At 47.9% G+C, this 23,696-nt stretch carries 19 protein-coding genes and 2 pseudogenes; 12 read left to right on the plus strand and 9 right to left on the minus strand.

What is annotated here, in order from left to right; all coding sequences use genetic code 11:
* Nucleotides 1–3: 3 nt before the first annotated feature.
* From NSU14_RS13325 to NSU14_RS13375, 11 genes are all read left to right on the plus strand, one after another.
* A complete protein-coding gene (locus tag NSU14_RS13325; RefSeq protein ID WP_340945331.1) occupies nucleotides 4–2,934 on the plus strand; it encodes an amino acid adenylation domain-containing protein in 2,931 nt (976 codons plus the stop codon).
* On the plus strand, nucleotides 2,931–4,301 hold the full coding sequence (locus tag NSU14_RS13330) for a radical SAM protein (RefSeq protein WP_340945334.1): 1,371 nt from the start codon (nucleotides 2,931–2,933) through the stop codon (nucleotides 4,299–4,301). The genes NSU14_RS13325 and NSU14_RS13330 overlap by 4 nt, the downstream gene beginning before the upstream one ends.
* Nucleotides 4,298–4,546, plus strand: a complete 249-nt coding sequence (locus tag NSU14_RS13335; protein WP_340945337.1) for a phosphopantetheine-binding protein — start codon at nucleotides 4,298–4,300, stop codon at nucleotides 4,544–4,546. Before NSU14_RS13330 ends, NSU14_RS13335 begins: the two co-directional genes overlap by 4 nt.
* A 45-nt stretch (nucleotides 4,547–4,591) precedes the next feature.
* Complete coding sequence (locus NSU14_RS13340; protein ID WP_340945340.1) at nucleotides 4,592–5,296, plus strand: response regulator transcription factor; 705 nt, start codon at nucleotides 4,592–4,594, stop codon at nucleotides 5,294–5,296.
* A complete protein-coding gene (locus tag NSU14_RS13345) occupies nucleotides 5,293–6,324 on the plus strand; it encodes a sensor histidine kinase (RefSeq protein ID WP_340945342.1) in 1,032 nt (343 codons plus the stop codon). The genes NSU14_RS13340 and NSU14_RS13345 overlap by 4 nt, the downstream gene beginning before the upstream one ends.
* 87 nt (nucleotides 6,325–6,411) lie before the next feature.
* Nucleotides 6,412–7,179, plus strand: coding sequence for an ABC transporter ATP-binding protein (locus tag NSU14_RS13350; protein ID WP_039291976.1), 768 nt, complete (start codon nucleotides 6,412–6,414; stop codon nucleotides 7,177–7,179).
* Complete coding sequence (locus NSU14_RS13355) at nucleotides 7,169–9,127, plus strand: ABC transporter permease (RefSeq protein WP_340945346.1); 1,959 nt, start codon at nucleotides 7,169–7,171, stop codon at nucleotides 9,125–9,127. The genes NSU14_RS13350 and NSU14_RS13355 overlap by 11 nt, the downstream gene beginning before the upstream one ends.
* Before the next feature lie 182 nt (nucleotides 9,128–9,309).
* On the plus strand, nucleotides 9,310–9,753 hold the full coding sequence (locus NSU14_RS13360; RefSeq protein WP_340945351.1) for a hypothetical protein: 444 nt from the start codon (nucleotides 9,310–9,312) through the stop codon (nucleotides 9,751–9,753).
* A gap of 65 nt (nucleotides 9,754–9,818) precedes the next feature.
* Nucleotides 9,819–10,370 (plus strand): GNAT family N-acetyltransferase, encoded by a 552-nt coding sequence (locus tag NSU14_RS13365; RefSeq protein ID WP_340945354.1) that lies wholly within the window; start codon nucleotides 9,819–9,821, stop codon nucleotides 10,368–10,370.
* Between the two features lie 142 nt (nucleotides 10,371–10,512).
* Nucleotides 10,513–10,935: a MerR family transcriptional regulator gene (locus NSU14_RS13370; RefSeq protein ID WP_042137599.1), complete on the plus strand. Its 423-nt coding sequence runs from the start codon at nucleotides 10,513–10,515 to the stop codon at nucleotides 10,933–10,935.
* A gap of 16 nt (nucleotides 10,936–10,951) precedes the next feature.
* The gene (locus NSU14_RS13375) at nucleotides 10,952–11,923 is read left to right on the plus strand and encodes an aldo/keto reductase (RefSeq protein WP_340945358.1); all 972 of its coding nucleotides are present in this window, start codon (nucleotides 10,952–10,954) and stop codon (nucleotides 11,921–11,923) included.
* 187 nt (nucleotides 11,924–12,110) lie between these two features.
* Here the strand turns inward: NSU14_RS13375 and NSU14_RS13380 are convergent, their stop codons facing one another.
* Complete coding sequence (locus tag NSU14_RS13380; RefSeq protein ID WP_340945361.1) at nucleotides 12,111–12,740, minus strand: hypothetical protein; 630 nt, start codon at nucleotides 12,738–12,740, stop codon at nucleotides 12,111–12,113.
* 1,643 nt (nucleotides 12,741–14,383) lie between these two features.
* Between NSU14_RS13380 and NSU14_RS13385 the strand changes: the two are divergent.
* Nucleotides 14,384–14,896, plus strand: a pseudogene (locus NSU14_RS13385) (C40 family peptidase); the annotation flags it as partial.
* Nucleotides 14,897–15,318: 422 nt separating this feature from the next.
* Here NSU14_RS13385 and NSU14_RS13390 read toward each other — a convergent pair.
* From NSU14_RS13390 to NSU14_RS13425, 8 genes and pseudogenes are all read right to left on the minus strand, one after another.
* Nucleotides 15,319–15,447: a hypothetical protein gene (locus NSU14_RS13390; RefSeq protein ID WP_340945365.1), complete on the minus strand. Its 129-nt coding sequence runs from the start codon at nucleotides 15,445–15,447 to the stop codon at nucleotides 15,319–15,321.
* A 93-nt stretch (nucleotides 15,448–15,540) separates the two neighbouring features.
* On the minus strand, nucleotides 15,541–16,980 hold the full coding sequence (locus NSU14_RS13395; RefSeq protein ID WP_340945367.1) for a glycosyl hydrolase family 28 protein: 1,440 nt from the start codon (nucleotides 16,978–16,980) through the stop codon (nucleotides 15,541–15,543).
* Nucleotides 16,981–17,020: 40 nt separating this feature from the next.
* Nucleotides 17,021–18,376 carry a glycoside hydrolase family 28 protein gene (locus NSU14_RS13400; RefSeq protein WP_340945370.1) on the minus strand — a complete coding sequence of 452 codons (1,356 nt, stop codon included), beginning with the start codon at nucleotides 18,374–18,376 and terminating at the stop codon, nucleotides 17,021–17,023.
* Between the two features lie 36 nt (nucleotides 18,377–18,412).
* Nucleotides 18,413–18,658, minus strand: coding sequence for a hypothetical protein (locus tag NSU14_RS13405; protein WP_340945373.1), 246 nt, complete (start codon nucleotides 18,656–18,658; stop codon nucleotides 18,413–18,415).
* Nucleotides 18,658–19,605, minus strand: coding sequence for a dienelactone hydrolase family protein (locus NSU14_RS13410; protein ID WP_340945375.1), 948 nt, complete (start codon nucleotides 19,603–19,605; stop codon nucleotides 18,658–18,660). The genes NSU14_RS13405 and NSU14_RS13410 overlap by 1 nt, the downstream gene beginning before the upstream one ends.
* 691 nt (nucleotides 19,606–20,296) lie before the next feature.
* Nucleotides 20,297–21,589, minus strand: coding sequence for an alginate lyase family protein (locus NSU14_RS13415; protein WP_156118642.1), 1,293 nt, complete (start codon nucleotides 21,587–21,589; stop codon nucleotides 20,297–20,299).
* 695 nt (nucleotides 21,590–22,284) lie between these two features.
* Nucleotides 22,285–22,887 (minus strand): nucleotidyltransferase domain-containing protein, encoded by a 603-nt coding sequence (locus NSU14_RS13420; protein ID WP_340945381.1) that lies wholly within the window; start codon nucleotides 22,885–22,887, stop codon nucleotides 22,285–22,287.
* 65 nt (nucleotides 22,888–22,952) lie between these two features.
* Nucleotides 22,953–23,630 (minus strand): annotated as a pseudogene (locus NSU14_RS13425) (lactate utilization protein).
* Nucleotides 23,631–23,696 lie beyond the last annotated feature (66 nt).

Raw genomic sequence — 23,696 nt, forward strand, 5'->3', positions numbered from 1 at the left:
GCTTTGGCCGACTCCCATTCCAAGCTGTCCATATCTGCTGCTGCCACGCTGCACGAAGGGTTCGAAGCCCGGGCAGCGCTGCATCCGGAGCATCCGGCCATCGTTTTTGCCGGAGAGTCCATAAGCTACCAGCAGCTGAACAGGCGTGCGAATTGCCTGGCGCACGAGCTGATTGCCCGGGGCGTTCGTCCGAATGATCATGTAGGCATAAGTGTGAAGCGCAATATGAATCTGGTTATTGCCCTGCTTGCCGTGTTAAAAAGCGGCGCTGCCTACGTCCCGGTGGATCCCGGCTATCCGGCCAGCCGCAAAAATTACATTCTGCAACATTCCGGGGTCTCGGCCGCTATCTGTGATGACGAAGAACCGCTCGCTGTGCCGGTTCAGATCCGCCTGGGGTCTGCCGAAGCTGGCGCAACCGCGGCTTCCTCATCAGCAGGCTATCCGTCAGACAACCCGGATCTCTCCATTGACGGTAGTGCTTTGGCCTATATCATGTACACCTCCGGCTCTACCGGCACGCCCAAAGGCGTAATGATCGAGCACCGTTCCGCCGTGAATTTAATCTCCTGGGTGAACCGCGAGCTGGATATGGGCAGTCGTGACAGGGGCTTGTTCGTAACCTCGGTGTGCTTTGATCTGTCCGTGTATGATATCTTCGGCCTGCTGGCCGCCGGAGGCACGATCGTCCTGTGTCCGGAGCCGCAGATTACTGATCCGGACAGCTTAACACGGCTGCTGCTGGAGCAGAGGATCACCTTCTGGAATTCCGTTCCGACCACGCTGCATTATCTGGTCCGGCACTTGGCGGAGTATATCCCTGATTTCGCCCAATTGGAGTTGAGGCATATCTTCCTGAGCGGAGACTGGGTTCCCCTGGAGCTGGCGCGGAACTACTCGCGTTACTTCCCCCGGGCGAAGCTGACCGCTCTCGGCGGTGCTACGGAGGCTGCGGTCTGGTCCATCTATTATCCGGTTACGGAGGTCCGGGAGGACTGGACAAGCATTCCCTACGGGATACCGGTTGAACAGAATTATTGGTACATTCTTGACGATGACCTGCAGCCGGTTGCGGCGGGAGAGACAGGTGAGCTGTATATCGGCGGTATCGGGGTAGCGCGCGGCTACATCAAGGACCCGGTGAAGACGGCACAAGCCTTCATGCCGGACCCCTTCCGCGAATCTGAGGCAGACCGTATGTACAGGACAGGCGACCTGGGCCGGATGCGGGAGGACGGAACTATCGAATTCCTCGGCCGCCGCGATGATCAGGTCAAGATCCGCGGCTTCCGCATCGAGACGAAGGAAGTGGAGAAGCTGCTGCTGGAATATCCGGGCATCCGGGATGTTGCCGTTATGGCCAGGAGCCACAGTTCAGGGGATAAATTCCTCTGTGCCTATCTGACTGCCGCGCAAGCCGTCTCCGGCGCTGGACTTAAGCAGTACCTGGCTGCGCGCCTGCCTGCTTATATGCTCCCGTCCGTGTTCGTCCGGCTGGAGCACTTCCCGCTGAATACCAACGGCAAGGTGGACAAAAAGCAGCTGCCTGAGGTTTCTCTGCACAACATGCTTACGGATAGTGAATTTACACCCTGCACCACTCCGTTGCAGCAGTCCATTTGCCAGGCATGGGGGGCTGTCCTGGAGCTTGAACCCATCGGACTGGACCATGACTTCTTCGAAATTGGCGGAAGCTCGATTGAGGCGGTTACGCTGCAGAGTGAGCTTGCCCGCAGAGGCATTCCCCTTTCTTACGAAGAGCTGCTGAGCGCCTCTACCATTCGGGCGCAGGCCGGGATTGTGGAAGCGGGAGTTACTCCGCGGGTAAGTGCAGCCTGTATCCCACCGGTTCAGGTTCACTGCGGGGAAGTCGCAGCTGCCTCCAGCCTCCCGGTAAAGATCATAACGGAGCCGAGCTTGTCCTGCCAGTTCACACAGCCACAGCCGTTTAACGATCTCTATTACAAAAGCTGCTTATATAACTCACTATTTCCTGTACTGAATGTCTTTGGCCGGAATATCAACACGTTTCTGAGCAGCGATATGTTTGTGTATACTCTTGATTCTGCACAGGCAGAGCCGTACCTCTCTGCGGCCTGCATAGAATCCGCGCCCCCGGAAGCTATTCTGGAGCAGCTGCACCTTACGGCCCGGTATGAGTCCCCGCAGGGCGGGAACGGGCTGAAGGAGAGGCTTACCGCTGGACTGGCCCGGCAAAGCCTGTTCATTCTATGGGTGGACAGCTTCTATGAACCGGCCCGTAGAGACGCTTATATGAAGAAACATCTTGCCCATACGCTGCTGGTCTACGGTTATAGTGAGGCGCAGGATCAGTTTATTGTGCTGGAGCACAGCCATAAGGATGCGCTGAACTACAGGGAACGGACCCTGGCAGCAGAGGATCTGCTGAACAGTTATCAGGGGTACCGCCAGCATATATTGTCATCTGCGCAGACGTACACCTTGATGGAATTCCCGCGTGCCCAGCAGCCGTACACCTATGAACTGCTGCCAGATGTTAAAAGACTTAATTGCCTGTACCGCACACAGCGGGAAGACGTTACGCAGAGCCTGCTGATGTTGTCCGCCTTCAAAGATCACTATACTTCTCAGCACTGGAGTTATACAGAGCAGCACGTTAACCGCCAGATTGCTGGCCTGAACGCCATCATTGATTTCAAGCGGGCTGAAAAGTACCGGCTGGAGCGTCTTCTTACCGAACGGCAAGCAGCTGCAGCGAGGCTCGGAGAAATTACCGGTGCATGGCTGGACATCCGCAGTGACCTGATCAGGTGCAGCAAAGGAATTGCGCTGCCGGACACTTGGAGAACTGTACATGGCCGCTTACTGGAAGACATTGTACACAAGGAGCAGGAAGTCATGGAGATGATGTGCCGCCCGGCAAGCCGGGGCAAGGAGGGAGCTTGGCAATGAATCAGACCATTCAGAATCAGCTGCATTATTTATCGCAAAAGTACAACGAATATAACCTTCCCATGTATTTAAGCTATCCGGTGGACAGCCACTGGCGCCAGCCTGCGGATGAATCTGCTATAGCTCAGGAGCTTAAGGAAATCGAAGAAGCACAGGTTTACGTGCATGTTCCGTTCTGCAAGTCGATCTGCTATTACTGCTGCTGTGACCGGGTGCTGAGCGGCAAGGATGAAGACAAGGATCAATATATAGATGCGCTGGAGCAGGAGCTGGCACTCAAGCTCTCCGGCCGTGCCCGGAAGCTGAAATCCGGTAATCTGCACTGGGGCGGCGGGACTCCCGCTTATTTGAATGAACGGCAGATCGGGCGGCTGTTCGGAATTATTGCCCGGTATGTGGATTTTGAAGACAACGCCAGAATAAAGCTCGAGGCTTACCCGGACAAGCAGATTGTTACCGAAGGCAAGCTGCGGCTGCTGAAGACACTGGGGTTTAACTATATTAGCTTTGGCATTCAGGACTTTGATACCCGGGTACTGAATGCGATTCACCGGGAATGCGATCTTGAGGATACGCGGGAGATTATCGGCCTTGCCCGGAGCATGGGCTTCACCGTCAATGTGGATTTATGCTATGGCCTGCCCTTTCAGGGACTCGGAGAATTCGAGCGTACCTTGCAGGAGATCGTGCGGATCGCCCCCGATAAAATCGTGGCTTTTCCCTATGCCCATTACCCGGCCATTTACCCGCTGCAGCGCAAAATCCCGCATCTCAGCCTGCCCAACAATTATATGGTGTCCCGCCTGTTCGAGCTGGCCCGCCAGTATTTATCCCGGGACTACACCGAGATGGGTAGTGATACCTTTATCCGCAACAACGGGCGGGAGAAGCATCCCGGAACGCATGTGGTTCGTGATTTCATGGGCTCCTCCGAAAGAAGCAGCCAGCATCTGCTGGGTCTGGGCAAGTCGGCGGTCAGTAAGATTGGCAGGCTCTATTATAAGAATGTCCCGGCAATGGATCGTTACTGCGCCGCGCTTGATCTGGGCAGATTTCCTATTGAGACCGGCAAGACCCATCTTTTGTCCGGGGAGGATGCCATTCGTGAGGATATTATTCTGAAGCAGCTGCTGGGCGGTAACCCTATTGACAAGCAAATGCTCCAGGAGTGCTTTGGTATCGATTTCGACTCTTATTTTCAGGAGGAGCTGAGCGTGCTTAGAGGCATGGAGAAGGATGGCCTGCTGCTGGGTGTGGACTCTCCGCGAATTACAGTAACCCCTACCGGTACGTACTTTATCCGGGCGATTGCCCATGTTTTTGATCCCTACTACAAATCCACCAGGAATGGAGAAAATAGTATATGAAAATCACAGAACAAGTTACAATGATCGTAGCGGGTTTGACCCGTATTCCGGCAGGGGAGCTGCACCTGGACACCGATATTTTCGAGTCCAGATTGCTGACCTCCCTGGGTCTCCTGGATCTGGTTGCCAGATTGGAGCAGGAATTCAAGATTATTATTCTGCCCGAGGAACTGATTCATGAACACTTCGTGAGCATTGCCACAATTATCGGGTTTATCGATAACAAGCTGGCGGAGGCTTCATAACAGCGATTGTCTCAGGACTGCCCGGGCTGCTAAGAGGTGAGCCAATTGTTCAAGATCATGATCGTCGAGGATGATATCAAAATCAGAACCCTGATGACCGATATCCTGCGCAAATACAGCTATGAAGTGGTGGAGGTTGCGGATTTCCTGCAGGTGGAGAAGATCTTCGAGCAGGAAGCGCCGCAGCTTGTGCTGCTTGACCTGAATTTGCCTTATTATGACGGGTTCTACTATTGCCGGGTATTCAGAAGGAAAACAACGGTGCCGATTATTGTAATCTCTGCAAGGGATGAGGAATCCAGCCAGGTGCTCAGCATGGAGCTGGGAGCGGATGATTATATCGTGAAGCCGCTGAATATTCAAGTGCTGCTGGCGAAGATTATGGCGATCATACGCCGGAATTACGGGGAGTATGCGGGCAAGCCGGAGCCGGAGAAGGAGCCGTTGCCGATTCATCTGGATGACCGTAATTTCAGCATTTCCTGCAAAGGAGCCGTAGAGGAGCTCAGCAAGAATGAATACAAGCTGCTGAAGAAGCTGATGGAGAATAAGGATACCATTGTCACGAGGGAAGAACTGCTGGGAGAATTGTGGGATGATGTGCATTTCGTCGTGGATAATACGCTGACGGTCAATGTCACCCGGGTCAAAAGCAAGCTGGCCAGTCTCGGCTTTCAGGATGTGATCAAAGTCAAAAGAGGCGTGGGTTACATTTTTGATTCGGCTATGATCGGAGGGACCCGCCAGTGAGCATTAAGCTGTTTCGGGGTTTCATGCGTGATCATCTGTCGTTCACCCTTGTCTATTTTTTAAGCCATATCCTGGTGAGCGTATACTGCAATTTCTTTATCAGCAGCAATATCCAGCTCATGTACCTGCTTAGCATCTATTTTTACGTATTTATTATATTTATGTGCTTCCGCTTGATCAAATACGTCTCCACCCACCGGGAAATACAGCGGTTATCCGAGAATATCGAGATTGAGGAGAAGGGCTATTCGTACGAGCAGCAAGCCGTTATTCAGCTCATTCACCGGATACACCATAGCTATCAGGACCAGATCTATGAGGTCAAAGCCCAGGCCGACAACACCCATAAGTTCATCTCGCAGTGGATACATAATCTCAAAACGCCCTTGTCAGTCATCGACCTCATTCTGCAGAACTGCAAAATGAACCCCACCGGCCATGCCCTGGCCCTGCAGCATATCGAGGAAGAGAAGGATAAAATCCTTAGCATGCTGAACCAGATGCTGAAGTTCTTCCGCCTGGAGCATTTCACCCGGGACTATAATCCGGAGCCTATCAACCTGCTGGAATCACTCAGAAGCCTGATTAACAGCAAGCGGAATCAATATATCTATAATAATGTCTACCCGGTGATCGAATGTGAGGACGAGCGTATCATGGTCATGACGGACAGTAAGTGGAATACCGCGATGCTGGATCAGATTATCTCCAATGCAATTAAATACTCTGACTCGGGCGAAGCGGCGAAATCCATCCACTTCCGCATTGAGCAGCGTGGCGACAAGGTGGTATTGTCCGTCCGGGATGAGGGGATCGGCATTGAGCCCGTCGATTTGCAGCGGGTCTTCCAGCCCTTTTTCACCGGAAAAAACGGACGTACCCATCACCAGGCGACAGGCATCGGCCTCTATGTCTGCTCAGAAATAGCCCGGAAGCTGGGACACCGTCTCACGATTACCTCGGAAGTCAATCAAGGTACAGAAGTGCAGATTTCTTACCTTTCAAAAATGAAAGATAACGTAATGTAAATGGATGGATATGGAATCCAGTGTCTACTACAATGAAGCTATAAGCTGTAATTGAGGATAAATATATGACAAACGGGAGATGAAACTGTGAGCGTAGTACTGGAAGTTAAAGAGGTTAAGAAGGTTTATGGTGTGCAGAACGGCGAGAATTCCACAGTGGCACTGGATTCCGTCAGCTTTAACGTAGAGAAGGGGGAGTTTATCGGCATCATGGGCCCCTCGGGCAGCGGCAAAACCACATTGCTGAATATCCTGAGCGGCATCGGTAAGCCGAGCTACGGCGAGGTTTTTATCGGGGGCAAGAATATCACCTCCCTGGATAAGAATGAAATGGCGCTCTTCCGCAGACAGCATCTCGGCTTTGTCTTCCAGGAATTCAATCTGATGGACAGTCTGACACTGAAGGAGAACGTCATGCTGCCCATGATCCTTGACAAGCGGGACAAAGCGCAAATGGAAGCCAAAAGTGAAGAGATTATGAAGCTGCTGGGCATTGAGGAAATCGCCGGCAAGTATCCCTACAACATATCGGGCGGCCAGCAGCAGCGGGTGGCGGTCAGCCGGGCGCTTGTGAATGATCCGGATATTATTTTCGCCGATGAACCTACAGGCAACCTGGATTCCAAGTCCTCCAATGCAGTGATGAAATGTATCGAGAAGATGAACCAGGAACGGGAGAGCACTATCCTGATGGTGACACATGACGCCTTCGCCGCGAGCTTCTGCAAAAAGATCATCTTCATCAAGGACGGTGCCATCAGCATGGAGATTGTCAGCAGCGGGGTCCGCAAGGAGTTTTTTGATCAAATCCTCGACTGCCTGGCGATCATCGGAGGGGAACGAAATGACCTTTAGAGATGTCACGATTAAGAACTTCAAACGCAATGTGCGGAATTTCTTCTCCTATTTCATTTGCAGCGCTTTTGCGATTACGATCTTTTTCCTCTATGCCGCCTTGCTGTTCAATAACAGCATCCGGGAAGGGGCGACAGAGGATGTGATCCAGATTGTGCTAATGCTGAGTCTGGCTGCACTGACCCTGTTCTCGGTGTTCTTCATCAACTATGCGCATTCCTCGTTCATCAAGTCGAGAAGCAAGGAATTTGCCATCTTTATGTCGCTAGGGATGCACAAGAACGATCTGCAGAAGATCATCCTGCTGGAGAATCTGATTATCAGTGTATCCTCGCTCATTGCCGGGATTATCACGGGCGCGATCTTTTCACGGCTGTTCCAGAATGTGGCGATTGATCTGCTGGATCTGCAAGGGGTGTCCTACTCACTCAGCGCGGCAAGCTTCATCGTCACTGCGGTTGTATTTACCGTGATTTTTGCCGCCTCACAGATGATTTCAAGTGTTAAGGTCGGTAAGCTGGACATCGCAGATCTGATGAAGGATTCCCGCAAGCAGGATAACCAGGCGAAGACAAGTGATACCCGGCTTGGGCTGGTAGGTGTGGGGCTGGTTGTGGCCTCGATCATCTTCCTGGTGGTAATCTCCAATCACGAAAGTCTGAATACGAATCCCTTTATGATCATTACCTATATCCTGCTTAGCTTCATCGGGATTTACATGGTCATCTCCCATCTTGGGAACACATTGATCAGCTTCCTGAAGAATAAGAAATTCTATTACCGGCATATCCTGTCCATCACCGAAATCAATCATAAATTCAATCAGAACAAGCGGATTATGTTCATTCTGAGCATTCTCAGCGGGATGACTATCTTTCTTGTTGCTTCGCCATTCTCGCTGCTGCAGCTGTCGGAGAGCATCGCGGAACGAAATAAGTATGATATCGAGTATATCTCGGTAGCCGGCGTGCATGTGCTGGAGAGCGGACAATTGGAGCAGGTGCTGAAGCAGTCCTCCGAGCCGCTGAAGTCGGTCCAGGAAACCAGCTTCCTGAATCTCAAAATGAATCTGGAAGGAGATAAATACGATGTCCTGAAGACGAAGCCGATTGTGTCGCAGGACATGTACAACTCTCTGACCGGGGAGAAGGTAACGGTTGGCACCGGGGAAGTTCTTAATATTGTTACGGCCTGGGAGCCGGGTACCCATGGTATTGGCGAAGGGGAAGCGATTCAATTCACGGATGGTACGCAAACCTTCAATTATAAGGTGAAATCATCCTATCACGCGGATTGGTTTGCCACAGCGAGCTCTTATCCGACAAGCTCCGGGATCGTAGTGAGCAATGAGGATTACAAGAATATGGAGTCCAAGGTAAGCCCGAATGCAATGGGTACCCACTACGGAATTGATTTTACAGCCTGGAAAGGGACAGAAGGGGTTGTCCAGAAGCTCAAGGATACGCTGAATGCTACGGATAAGGATGGAAGCGGGCAAATGTTTGCAGTAGCCTCCAAAGTAGATGCCTACAAGGAGCTGAAGAAGAACTATTCACTCTTCGTGTTCGTCACCTCGCTGATCGGCGTACTGTTTTTTGTAGCAGGCGGAATGGTGCTGTATTTCAAGCAATATACCGAAATCGGGAACGCCACCGTCTTTTTCCGCAAGCTGTATAAGATTGGGATCAGTGATAAGGAGATAAGGTCGGTAGTATCGGCAGAGCTGCTCATCACCTTCTTTGTTCCGCTGCTGCTGGGCAGCATCTTCGGCTACTGCTTCATCTATCTGATCACCCACGTCATGAGCGGGTCCGACATCATTGGCGAATTCATGAAGAACACAACGATTGTGGTCGCGGTTTATTTCGTATTCCAGCTCAGCTTTTACTTCATCACCAAGCGCAAGTACAGCCAGGAGGTTGTCCGTAAGCTGACCCGTGCGGCATAAGGTTTAGTATAGCTGGCAACAAGGCAGGCTGGGAATCGTCTCTGATTCTTGGCCTGTTTAAATGGTGTGGATCTTTTGATTTGTTTCTCCCAAAAGCGGCAGTCAAAGGCTGGATTCACGGTCCTGGTGCATCCGCTTTTTTGTTGCATCCATATAAGGAAAGGATAAGCCTCATGAAATCTATGAATAAATCTAAGGTTATGGGTTGTTTGGCTTTGCTGTCATTCGTGATATTGGCCGCACTGTGGGTGTATTCGAACCATTCTCAGTCCGGTAACAAGAATAAGTATGTTAGGGAGTATGTGATTGGTGCTCCGGGAATCAAAGGTTCTGTAGACATTACGCAGTGGGGAGATGATCCGGCATATCACATTGGGGCAGACCGCAAAGGTTATGCAGTTTTCAAGGACCCAGAACAGGTGTTCGCCCGGGTGAAGATTGATTATGCTGCAGGTATTGAAGCTATCCGCAAAGAGTTTGAGCTGCGTCCTTTGTCTATGGAGAACTATCAGCAGTATGGTACATACGGATGGCAACTGACGGAGACGGAAGATGCGGATACAGTAACGCAATCGCAACTGGTGACCGCTTTTATGGATATTTTTGAGAATAGTTATGTTGATTGAGGGGTTTCAATATACAAGAATTTCATAGTTGTTCATTATATGATATAGAGAGTAGGAGAAGTCAGATGAAATATAACCGTACAGACCGGACCCTTGAAACGGACAGATTACTTCTGCGCCTATTTAAGCCAGCGGATGCGGAGGAAGTTAGAGACTATTGTCACAATTACAATATCTACCGGAGTACATTGACCTTGCCGTATCCGTATCCACTAGAATGCGCTGTGTCCTGGATGGCCAATCATGAGCAGAACTTTGACCTGGACCGGATGTATGAATTCGCAATCACAGATAGGAACACAGGCAAATTGTATGGAGCAGTCGGCATTTCCAACCATCAGCCATATCATAACGGTGAGATCGCTTATTGGATCGGGGAAGCCCATTGGGGTCAAGGTTATGGAACCGAAGCAGCCCGGGCAGTTATTGAATTTGTTTTCACCGAAAAGAATTACCACCGGGTATACGCACGTCATTTCGCATCTAATCCGGCATCCGGTAAAATCATGCAAAAGTGCGGAATGAGCTATGAAGGGACACTGAAAGATCATATTTACAAGAACGATTCATATGAGGATATTGTATATTACGGGATTGTTAATCCTGTGAAGGTATGATACGGCAACTTAAGAATCTAACAACCAATCGGCAGTTTATTCTCCCAAAATAACGCTTGCCTTAAAGTGTACTTTAAGGTTTAGGATGAGAAAGAACCAGCCGATTCCGTATGAAAATAACCGATAAGGAGCGATCCGGCCCATGGCATTCACGATCAAAGAAGCTTCAGAGCGGCTTGGTTGCCCGGCTCATACGATTCGTTTTTATGAGAAGGAGGGATTGCTCCCTTACATTAAGAGAGATAAGAACGGGAATCGACTGTTCGAACAAGATCACCTAGATTGGATCCGGTTGATGACATGTTTCCGGGCGACTGGGATGAAGCTGTCGTTGCTGAAGGAGATGGTGAATCTTGCACTGGGTGGTGATTCCACGATTCCACAGCGCAAAGCGATCTTGAACCATTACAAGGAAGATTTATTTCGCCGCCAGAACGAATTGGCCGAAGCGCTCGACGCTGTCAATAACAAACTGTCGATATACGAAGACATCGAGAAAGGGAGAATCCCTTCCGAGAGCCAACTGTTAATCAAGATGGAAGAGTCAGAGCGACAACAAACATAGAAGGAGGGATTAACAAATGCAGCAAAGAATTCTGGGCAATAGCAATATCCCCGTCTCTTCGATCGGACTGGGAATTATGGGAATGTCTCCAGGCATATACGGGGAGACTAACGACGAACAGTCGATCCAAACGATCCATCGCGCTTTGGACATTGGCGTCACGATGTTCGATACCGCGGACGTGTACGGGAACGGGCATAACGAAAAGCTGCTCGGCCGTGCTCTTCAAGGGCGCCGCGAGCAAGCCATTATCGCCACCAAGTTCTCGTACACCCCAAATTACGAGAGCATCAGTGGCCATCCTGATTACGTTAAGAAGGTAGTGGAGGATAGTCTTCGCCGTTTGAATACGGATTACATCGATCTATACTACCAACACCGCGTCGATCCGCAAATCCCGATAGAGGAGACGGTCGGAGCGATGGCAGATTTGGTCAAGGCAGGCAAAGTTCGGGCGCTCGGCCTGTCTGAGGCTTCCGCTTCAACCATTCGCCGCGCTCATGCCGTCTATCCGATCTCTGTGCTAGAGAGTGAGTATTCGCTCTGGAGCCGTGACATCGAAGAGGAGATACTCCCTACCGTAAGAGAACTGGGGATTACCCATGTGGCCTACAGTCCACTGAGCAGGGGCTTTATCTCCGGAGAGCTTCGCACTTTCGAGGATCTTGCCGCAGGCGATCTTCGCAGATGGATGCCGCGGTTCCAAGGAGACAACTTCCGGAAGAACATTGAGGTTGTCGACAAGATTAAGGAAATCGCGATGGAGAAGAACTGTACACCATCCCAATTGGCCATTGCCTGGACGATTGCCAACGGGGCGCTGCCTATCCCGGGTACGAAGCGTATCAAGTACCTGGATGAAAATGCGGCCGCGGCTGATATCCTTCTCATGAAGGAGGACCTCGAACGAATCGATCAGGTCAGCCCCAAGAATGTCGTTCACGGCACGCGTTATATGAAAGAACAGATGACGCTGCTCGACGGCTAGACTAGAATCAGAAAAAGCAATGGTCCACGGGCTCCGTGGACCATTTGCAATTGAATATTGTTTTAGGAGATAGCCAACCATGAACGCTCATTTTACAGATCGAATCAAAATCGCTCCAGGCTTCTGGACGAGCCTAAGAGAAATCGGATAGAACCCATTGAAGTTGCGCGCCAATTGAGTCTTCCGATTAAAAGCTGCGTTCTTCGGTGGTTTCGTAACCATAGTCGAAGGTTTCTATAGTACCGTCATCATATTGAAGAGTAAGCTGGTCAATGATAATCCGGTCCAGGGTATTCTGGTATGTAAAGTCACTGTAAATAAATAAAGTCTCATCAGGCTCAACCGGCCCCACGTATTTAACGAGAAAGTTGCTTTCACCGCTCAGCTGATCATAAGAAGGATCGCCCACCGGATTATACGTGCTGATATGAGCTGTATAATAATTGATTGTCTTTCCGGTTAGGTTGTAGGCTTCCCAGGTAAGCTTAACAGCATCGGCTGAGTTCATGCTGTACATGAAATCAATGGGCTCTCCAATGCCTTCTCCGGATGGGACGTCTGCCGGTAGCTCCTCAGCGTCATAGCCGGCAGAGTCATCACTGATGGTACCCGTATCATTGTCCGATGGCATATCTTCCAAGACAACGGGTTCCAGGGATGGAGAAGGTGCAGGTGCGACGTCTACTGCAGCAGCAGAGGGGATCTCAGTAGGGCTCGGCGGGATTTCTGCCGCAATGGGACTATTTGCCACAGTCTGCCCGCTCAGACGCGGGTCAATGCTAGGGGCCACATAAATCCCCAGGAGAAAAGCTATCATGATGGATAAAACAAAGATGAGAACTAGATTAAACCGACTCAAATACACACTCCCTTTAATGTTATTTATAATACGAACCTACTTATAATGACATGATCATTAAGGATTTGACAATATTTTTCTGGAAAATCAGACGGCAACGCCATCTCCAATGGGTTAGGGATCTTGTATTGTGGGTGGACTTATGAATTCCATAAATAATTTTGAAATAGCATTGATATATTAATTACAATATGTGTAAATAAATTAGTATGAAAGAGGGGGTGGGAATTTTATTGAAGATGTAACTTGTTCGTAATCAGTTAATAGAACTAAGGGTAGAACTTATAACGGATAATTGTTAGCAATTGTCTAAATGAAATTAATATCTAATCATTTAAGAGGACTAACTTAGAACTATATGACAAGAGTCTGACAAGAGTCAAATAAATCAGGTCGAATTATGATACTGAGTTTCAGGATTATAATTAAGACTGAATTAGGAATAACCTAAGCTTCACGGGATAATTCAGACGATCGAGTTACATAATCATCAAGCACAGCCTAATTAAGAGTGTCATAAACTTTAACAATATTTTGATGACGATACTAACTAAATGAAAAGTGTTGTGCCGATAAAAGAAAAAATAAAAACAATTTAGAAAACGATCTATGTAAAGATAAGAGGATTAAATCAGCATTAAAAGTACACAAGTACAATAAGACAAATCAGATGCAAAAACGGATCGAAACAGCTTGAATTAGGCTGGTCTTATTTATTTACCTAGTACTACTTCACAAAACCCGTATTTTGTACATATGTCTTTGAGTTTGATTAAGCCCTTCGCTGACAGTTGCTGTCGTTAACGACACAACAACATGTTTGTGAACAAGAACATAGTCCCTTGTGAAAGAACTTAGTCCCATTGCCGAAAGCCCCTATTCTAGCAATAAAAAAACAACTCAATTGGAGTTGTTTTTAATAATCATGCTTCTTAATATAAGAACTTAACGTAATTAATCAGTTGATATTTTTTTGGATAATCCATGGATATCCTTGCCGGCACATATGTTTTCATTTTTGAAATAGAAAAAACATCAGACTAAATCGATATGACCATTGTTCTTGAATCCACTCCAATGTATCTTTATTTACCTAATTCCCCTTCCATCATTCTTGGCTCAAGGCATACAGACATTATGCTGCGATCCAAAGACCAGCCATGCAAAATAACTACCGGGAATCCTTCACCTACAATTTTGCAGTTAATGGACAATGAAATACACAGCCTTTCCCGTTGTTGGGTTGATTACGACACTCCATCCATCAAGTCAACAGCTAACTCTCGCTTGCCCGGAAGAAACAGCTGCTTGGATCACTGCAGCCCTCATTCTCTCAACGACGTTTCTGTCCAGCACTGCAGGAAATGGTGAATCCGGTGGTGTCCTTCATCTCCATGAGAGAATGCCCAATCTCCAACAAGCGCTCCCTGTACCAGGCATGTCAATAAAAAATAATGACAAAATCGTAATCTTTTTTTAATAAACGGCTTGTAAGCCTTGAAGGAGAAGTGAAATCGCAGTCATTAACAATTAATGTTAATAAATTCTGTGTTAGAGTTGAATCAGACAATTAACCAAACTGCAACAACAGGAGGTAATATATGAATACAACTCACGGCACAAGACGTTTACGCAACTTAAGTATCGTAATCAGCTTAGGCGTGGTCTTGCTTACTGGCGCAACCGGCTTGACCGGCAGCAGCAGTACAGCATATGCGGCAACAAGTACATCTGCCTCAGACTCCGCATCTACGAGCGTTGCCGATCAGGTCATTGCAACAGGATTGAAATATCAGGGCGTCCGCTATGAATACGGTGCAGAGTCAGGGGATTCGAGTTCTTTTGACTGCTCTTCATTCACGCAGTTTATTTTCGAACAAAATGGAATCACACTCCCCCGTTCTTCCAAAGACCAGTCTACAACTGGAACATTTGTGCCAAGAAATGAGCTTCAGCCTGGCGATCTTGTATTTTTCTATTCTCCGATTCACCATGTAGCTGTATATATGGGCAACGGTAAAATACTTCATACGTACGGAGAAGATGGAGTGACCATTACTGCTCTGGATACAGGCTGGTGGGATTCACATTATACAACAGCACGCCGTGTATTACCTGCTAACGGACAAGCTGTTTCAGATAGCGGATCTGCTACTCCGGACACACTCTCCCCAGCTTCTCCCTCCGCTGATTCGTCTCAGGATCAGACGATCGGTGATGCTTGGGATTGGCTTAACAGTATTAAATAAGCTACTTAATCATAAGAAAAATGAAGTTATCTTAAATGATGGAGTATGCGGTTTTACTATAAAATGAAAACTCCTTAACCGTGTACTTGGTGAGGGAGTTTTTAGTGTTATTATTACAAGCAACGGAGGACCCACGGTTTGTTTACGTAGTAGTTGTTCGATGGCAGCACCTATTAAAGGCCGCTTTCGTTCGTATAAGATCTGCCAAGCGGCACATTAAGAGTTATAATACCACGACCTGCAATATTTATAATTTGTCATTGGGACATTCTATTTCGTGACGATGACTAGCATTTCAGCGCTGCGGGTAATTCCGCTGTGTTCACAAGCTCGGCCACATAAGTGTAGCTGCCCGGCGTTCTGCCGCTGATTGCGGTCTCGGCAGATTGGGCTGATTCCCCTGATTGTGAACGCAATAACCACTATAAAATTGAACGGTATCGTTGAATTTGGAAGATTCACCCGTGTATAACGCTGTAAATTCTCAACTCCCGCTCTTCAGTTGTATCCTAAGTGTCAAATGAGACCCCACGGGTAAACTCATTAATCTCCATAATTCCTGGCTCTGGCTGAAGGATTAGTCTGCCGTTTACTGAAAGGCGGGTGAAGCTGATATTGCTGATTGTCCGTTCTTCATCATAGCCAAAGATTTGGCTTGGATGATTGGTGTCGCCATTGTAAGTGATATCCTCAAAGCTGATATTCTCGATCCGGAAGCCTGGTACGGGATTATAGTCTTTGTTCCATACTACTCTTAGGTCGATGAGACGGCCCCGCTCAATATTCTCGACACGGATGTTGCGGTAGACCACATTCCGGACCGAATTATTATCACCTGCGTTGATAGCCAGCGCTCCCATATAATTCGGCTGCGGTTCATGGTGCTCCAGAATGTCGATGTTCTCAAATAGAATATCTTCAATAGTGTCTCCATTCTCCCGATGGTTCCCGTGGGTTCCGATCATCAGGGGATGAGCGACATCTGCCCAGAATACAGAGTTCCGCACGCTAATATGGCTGGTATCACCATAGTAATCCCACCGTGAGCCGTATATGGCTATACAATCATCTGAAGTACGCAGAAACACATCGTCGATATCAATATGCGAGCAAGACATCATATCAATGCCGTCGGACCAGCCCCGGGTACTGAATGATTTGAAATTCTGGATATGCACATGCTGGGATTGTCCCAAATAAATACTGTAATGCGGAGGATCCAGCGTAATAATCCCTTCAACCGAGATATTCTCCGAGAAGACGATGCGGATTCCGCGGAATGCCGAGAAGCGGTGAAAGTCAGACAAGTAGAGAATGCCTCTGCCGCGTATCGAGACATTCTTCACATGGTCACAGACCATTGAACCGACAACAATTGCCCCGCCGGCAATATAGACGGTCGTGTCCGAAGGAATCTGAAGCAGCGTCTGCTCCAAATAATGCATCCCCGGAGCGAAATAGATTGTATCCGGCAGGTTGCCACCGTCCACCTTAGGTGTTGCCAGCAGGCGGTAAATATCCTCCGTACGGTGGATGGCCGGCTTAAGCAGGAGAACATGATCTTGCACCGGGTCCGGCGTATCCGTCTCAATGGGATTTGCGAACAGATGAAGATTGCTGAACCGCTCCCCGTTGATCTCTACCGATAACTTCAGAGGCCGGTCTAGGGTGAAGGAAAGTGTCTTCTCAGTATGTTCAAAAGAAAGGTTAGCCGACAGCGGACGAATAACCGCTTCCTGAATGCTCTGCTTCAGGCTCTCGATCCGTACTTCTACCCTTCCGCTCATATCAAAATAGGCCATAGAAGCCTGCCGCACATGGTGCATATCTACTTTAGCCTCGTACACAAACAGCTGCTCCCAAGCTTGTCCTGGATTCCTGACATACACCGCAAAGTCATCTGTGTTAATGGCCCCACCCGGTGCACTATAAACAATCGTCTTATTCATTTTTCCTCCATGTCGATGTTGTAGTTAATGATCAGAAACATTAGTACTCCACAATTTCTTGCTTAAAGACCGTGCAGTTCTCGATAATATACGGCGCTCTTGTATCTTTATTAATAGCGTGAAGCTTTATCCCTTCCAGTGTCAGCCGCTCCACATTGCGGATATCCATAAACGCCGCCCGGCTCCAGGTTGGATAATAGTTCTCGGATACTTGTTCCGGATGGTTATACCGCATGTCCCATACCTTGGGATAAGCCGGGGGGATGTCTTCTTTATCAACGCCTCCGATAAAGGTATACGTAATATTCCTTAAGGTTACATCGCGGATGGGATAACTGTCGCAGGCATCCATCCGGATTCCGTTGAAGGATGGAGAGCCCATTACATCGTCAGTGAAACGGTAATGGGTATGCTGCATCTCCTCGTCGTCCGTCGCCGTAATATCCGCCAGCGTAATCCGCTCCATGGTCCCGATTTCCGGCATAACCTCAAGACCGAGCGAAGAACCGATTACATCCAGCCGGTTGTTCAGGATCATGAAGACAGGACGGGTTACATTCCGCATGACCAGGCCCTGGGCTACAATGTCGGTAATGCTGCCGCCCTCTGTGCACTCCAGCTTGATTCCTTCACGCCATACATTCTCAAATGTACAGTTGTGGATTGTGACACCAGAGATATCGCCTACAGATTTCAGGCCGATACGGATTCCGGCGCAGATAGAAGTGAAATGACAATTGACAATATGCACATTCTTCATCGGATACTCTTTGCTGCTGGCTTGTAAACAAAGATTGTCGTCGGTACTTAGTATTTTGCAATTGGAGATAAACACATTTTTACAACCATCATAATCGAGGCCGTCCCCGTTATATCTTCTTTCATTACGAATGTCCAAATCCTCGCACCATATATTCTCACTGTCCAAAAAAGCCGTTGTCCATGCCGTCGAATTATAGAGCCGCAGTCCCTTGACCTGAATGTTCATACAGCGCAGAAACCTCATCATCATCGGACGATAAATGCTGCCCTCATTCGGGAAGCTCTCCGCATTGCCGTTTATTTCACCTTGGCCGATTACCCCAATATTCACCGCATTCTCGGCATAAATAAAGCATTTATCCATGTCCTGTTCATTGATGTAACGGTTATAATGCGTTCCGTCCGGGTAGTCACTGATATCCGGATTGGCCAGCAGCACAGCAGACGGGTTCACCTGTAAATACACATTGGATTTCAGAAAAATGGTTCCCGAGACAAATGTACCGCCCGCAAGCACCACGGTTCCGCCGCCCGCCTCAAAGCAAACGTCAATCGCTTTCTGGATTGCTGCCGTATCCACGGCAATGCCGTCGGCCACAGCGCCATATTCTTTCGGATCAAAACTATCCTTCATTATTAGCTCCTCCAATTATCTCGATGAAAACGATCATTAATCAAGCTTCGTGATAAGTGCTTCTCCGTCCTTTGTCTGATTGAAGCCTCTCAGTTTGGCCTTCAATTTGGCCATGGACCGGCCTAGCTCTTCCTTCTTCTCCCCGCTGTATTCGCCAATTCCCGATCCTATCACAGCTTGCTGCGGGCAGTTGTGATCGAAAGGACTTGTTAAATGGCGGTCTCTCTCAAAATACCGGTGCGGACCATAAGCATTGAAGGTGCTTGGCACAAGCGATACCATCAGATCATGGTCTCCGCCAGCCAATCATAGGAATATCTGCCGCTAATCTCATGTACGCCAGGGAATAGGTCTGAGGACAATTGATTGGCAGCATTCTCCGCTTCATAAATCTTCCGGATGTCTTCCACACTTTGCAAAAAACCTTGCTTCGGAAAAATAGGATCATGTTCGCCGGACTCCAGGAATAAGGCTCTTGGAGCAATTAGACCGATCCATTCCGGCAATTCTGCATAGAGCAATATGTCCGGAATATGGTTACAGATACAATGATCGACGGCAATGATGCTCTCCTTGAACGTGCTCGTGAAGCCGGTAAGCACGACAGCCTTTAACCGCTCATCCAACGCGGCAGTGATATAGGAGATTAATCCGCCGCCGGAAAAGCCCATGATTCCCAACCGTTCCGCGTCAACCTCCGGCCGCGAGGCTAAATAGTCCAATACCAGCCTCGTTTCCATTACACGTAATCCGGTCAATGTTTTGCCTAACATCAGTAATTGTGTGGACATCTTATAACATGAGCTTGGAGCCAGGCCATCTTCCGTCAAGTCAGCTTCAAGCAAGCGTTCTCCGAAACCAACGATATCCGGGGCAATCACAAGCAGTCCCCGTTTCACTAATTGCAAGGCGAAATGCTGATGAATTCCCGGAGGATTCTCATCGACAGTTCCATCGAAGTTCAAACCGACAATCTCTCTGCTTCCATAACCATGCCCATGGACCGCTAACACAGCAGGAATTGTAGTCTGTTCATAGCCATCTGGAATTAGGACATAAGCGGTAAAGGACAACCCGGAGACAGCAGACAGCTCCACCCGCTCCCGCACATAACCGTCACACACAACACGTTCAATAATAGTAGCTTCGCATTTACCGCTAGGCTCAAAGCTTCCGATTAACCGTTCCAGGGTCTCCTTCAGATAAATCTTCCGTTCTGAAGGCAACATCTGTAGGCGCTCTTGCTCAATCCTCTTCAGGCTACTGATATATAACTGCTTCAATAACGAATCTGCTCTCCACGTCATGGTTATTCCCGCTTTCAATAATTGGAACGGACCGGTCATCTGCACCTTTAGCAAGCCATCTGAGAGTTCCGTGTTTAAGGGGGCCGCTGCGTACATGGATGTGATCGTGAAAACTTCACTTCCACTACCTGGCCGTCATAATGGAACAGAGATGTTGTTTCCGCACCACGCATCGTTCGTCCCTGCGAGAAGCCGTTCGGATAGTTGTCTCCGTTGAAAGAATCTGCATCAAGTTCTACCTCCGTTCCCATTGTGCTAAATGATGCTCTTCATATCGCTTAATTGTATTCCCGAGCGTGTATTAAAAGTTTCTGCAAATTCACCTGAAATGTTTATATTTTGTCATACACTTTAGCTGACCGGCAGCCGGTGCGTCAGCACGGGAACTCATAAAAAAGAGACCACCAGACTTAATGGTAGCTGATGGCCTCTCCGTTGTTTCAGATATAAGCTTCCCAAATTTATTGCAAAGTCAAATACAGAAGATTCATGCTTGTGCTGGAGCTGGCCCCTTTAAAAACAACATAGATCATATAGTTTCCGGTCACAGTGCCTCCTGCCGACCCTGAAGTGGTGAGAATGTTACCGGAGAGCGCTGTAGTCGTGTATGTGGTCAAGCTTCCGGTATTAGTGACAGGGATCGTGGCCAGTAATGTCCCCCGTCGTAACCGTTCTTGTCGGCCGCATACACCGGGTTATTCACATACTTGGATAAATACGTATATTCACTGGCTGCGGCAGCAGAGGAGAATTTGTAATAATTATAAGCTGACGCATACATATTCTCCGCAGCTTTTCCTCTGTCATAGGTGGTTATCCCGCTATCGCTGTGATGATTCCATGGATAGGCGGTTACGTAAGCATCTACTTCATAGCCCAGATTATATTGAGCGCTGAAATTTGTTGCCTTTAATAAGAGACGGTTATTAAATTCATACAGGCTGTTATCGCCCTGATTCCATGCAATTTGTGCCACGTTAATGAAGGCGGACAGATTTACCAGCGCATGTGCCTGATCCCGGTCGCTCTCCTTGCTCTGCCCCGTAGTGGCATTGTAATTGTACAATAGGCTATACCCGTTCGCCCCCTGGCTCTTATCCGGTTTTTTCTGCCAAGACTCAGCTCCCTGATTGGTGTAGTAGGCTGTGCTGTTTGCTTTGAAATCGCTCTTCACCAGATTATACAGCGTCGTATCCTCGGCAAATACGGCGTAAGCCATAGAACCCTCCCGCAGAATGGCTGCGTGACCATGGGTAATGTTATCCATATCATAGGTTGCAAGCACCGCCGCATTGGATAACAGCTGATACATACTTATGGCTGTGCCGCCCGTATTCTTGTTAAACATTGCGATCAACGAAGCTGTGTCTGCTGCGGACCATCCGCTATAGCCATATCTGAGCAGCTCTGCAGCAGCGCTGAACTTAAAAGCAACAACCCCTACGTCAAGATTAGTATCATACACGGAGCCGGTATCACCGCTGGTGCCAACTCCTGTAAAGATCGACGCATATTTCATCATGATCGTCCGTGATCCTGCGGCATAAGTGGCATCACCGGTGATGGTATACATCAAGGCCAGATTATAGACCTTGGTAGCAGCTAGGCGCATTTCATTCCATCCGCCGCTGTTGTTGTGTGTTATAGCCGTAAGGGTATAATCCCCGGCCGATATAGTGCCGTAGGAGGCAACCGTACTCTGAAGTGCCGTATAGGTTGAGTACCATGGCTCGGCATGGCTGGCTACCTTATCCTTCATAGTTTGGATGCCAGCAGCATTCTGCAAAATCCCGGGATGTATAAAGGCTGCGGCGGCAGTGATCTCTTCACTGGCTGACTCAGCAGCTGCCAAACGGACAGTGCCAAGAGATATACTGGAAAAGCCAAGAAGTAAGATTGCTGCCATACAAACAGAAAACGATCGTTTCTTCTTCAAATAAAAACCTCCTCAAATGAAGTAGCTGAAAGCACAGGATAGCGCTTTCAAACAAGAAAATCGCCATTGCCATCGAGGAACGGCAAAGCGAAACAGCACGGCAGCTAATGGAAAGCCATATTCAGAGTATGCTGACAACGCTTAAGCAGTAGATTCAACCCTGAGTTTCCTGATAATGAGAATTCGGTAGCCCTCTTGATTTCAGAATAAGGACGCCGGGCTTCTTCCCGGCGTCCTTATTGAGGGCATGCTGTTAGATTTATGCTAACATGAACATTTTGAATGTTTTAAGTACCACTGTATGCATTTTTTTGAATGATTTTGAACTCTAGAAGTGCCTCTTCCAAAGTTCGTTTCGACTTCTCCTTCAAGTGTGAGAATCGATCGAATGCAGAAAACAGATGATGTTCCCCTTGCATTACAATGGATTCCACTCGCGGAATCCAGTTATGTTTCTCTGCTTCAATGAAATGTTCAACCACTTCGTGTGCATTCCAGGTTCCTTCCCCTTCATTATTTTGCACCCATGCTTCTGACAGACCAGATAAGAAACGCTCCAGAGTTTCTGGTGTGCGCTCTAAAATATCAATAGCTTCATGTAAACGGAAATTAATATTAATGCACCCCTCCGATCCGTAAGAGCAACAAAGCATTAATATTTTAATTTACAAAAATTTGTCCCAGTCATGGCCCTCCGGAAATTGTCGGGTTAAAGAAGATTTCAGCCATGCTTTTTCTTGTGGCAGAAGTGTCGGCAGCATTGTTCGGAAATCATTAATATCCTTCTCCCGTACTTTCGAACCGCCTGCTTTATGGAGAAGTTGGATTTCGGGTCTCAAATAAGGTATTCCTTCAACAGTTTTCAAAATAATTTCAGCCATTGGCCTTCTAATTGATTTATCTCTCTTATAAGTCCATGAATTTTCTTCGGTATCAATGATCATAAGTTGAAAAGCCCAAGGCGAATCATCGCTCTTACTAACCCATACATCATTTGTCGAGTTCAAATACTCTCCATCTTCCCAAAGACTAAGCTTACCATCTTCAGCCCTGTACAACATCCAATCACGCATTAAATACTGATAAGCGATTAATTGCTCTTCACGAGTAATAATAACATCAATATCACTATGTTCCCTGGTTTGTTTATGTAGATGCAAGTCTAATGCCCAGCCCCCGGCAATACACCAATGTATCGGAATGACAGAAAAAAGTTTATTTATTTCCGACACAGTTAAAGGCTTCCAATTACTTATATCCGTCCTCAAACCGATCCCTCCCATTACAGTTCACCGTGCTTTTCGCAACGGCATTTTTAAACTATAATCCTTATTCAAAATCCCAAAGATTCACCAACGAGGATAACCTTTATTCTCCCCGCCGGTTTACACATTCTTGTTTGGACGATATAAGAACAGATACAATCATCTGTTTTACAATCTCCGCAAGCACCATTGACCAGGCAGGGCGTTTTTTGCGGCGAATGTAAAAATGGGCTGGACGAACACGAACAGCGGTATACATTAATGGGGGCCGCATATGTTCTGGCTCTTATAACTGCGTCTTCAGCGGTCTTGCAGACCTTATTCATCCCAACGATAGCAATAACACTTTTCGGTCCAAAGGTAATTGCCGCTGTTCAATTGCCAACACTATCTATATTGACCAATATGCCATCCTCGCTAACAGCGTTAAAGCTCGTTAAATAGGTGTCGCACAAAAGAGCTTGGCGCATGAGGTCATAACGTTCCTCCATGGTTTGCGCTGTATCACGATCAGTAATCATATAGCTGCCTTGACGTACTCGATTAAGAAGCCCGATTTCCTCAAGCGTGACTGACCCACCCCATGATACCGAAGTATGTTCTGGAATAAATGATAGTGCCTTTTCTACAGCTTCTATGGCGTTATCACAGTAATAAGCCTCAAACTTTCTGCTTTGCAGATTTTTAATAACCTTTGAGGCTAAAAGCCGATTTCTCGCTTTTATTGAATTTTCTTTCCCTTGCATTGTTTTTCCTCCATTCTGACGTTAGAAAAGGTGACTAAATTCTTTTGTAGTTATGATTAATATAGT

Source organism: Paenibacillus sp. FSL R10-2771 (genome assembly GCF_038000205.1).
GTDB lineage: Bacteria > Bacillota > Bacilli > Paenibacillales > Paenibacillaceae > Paenibacillus_AQ > Paenibacillus_AQ phytohabitans.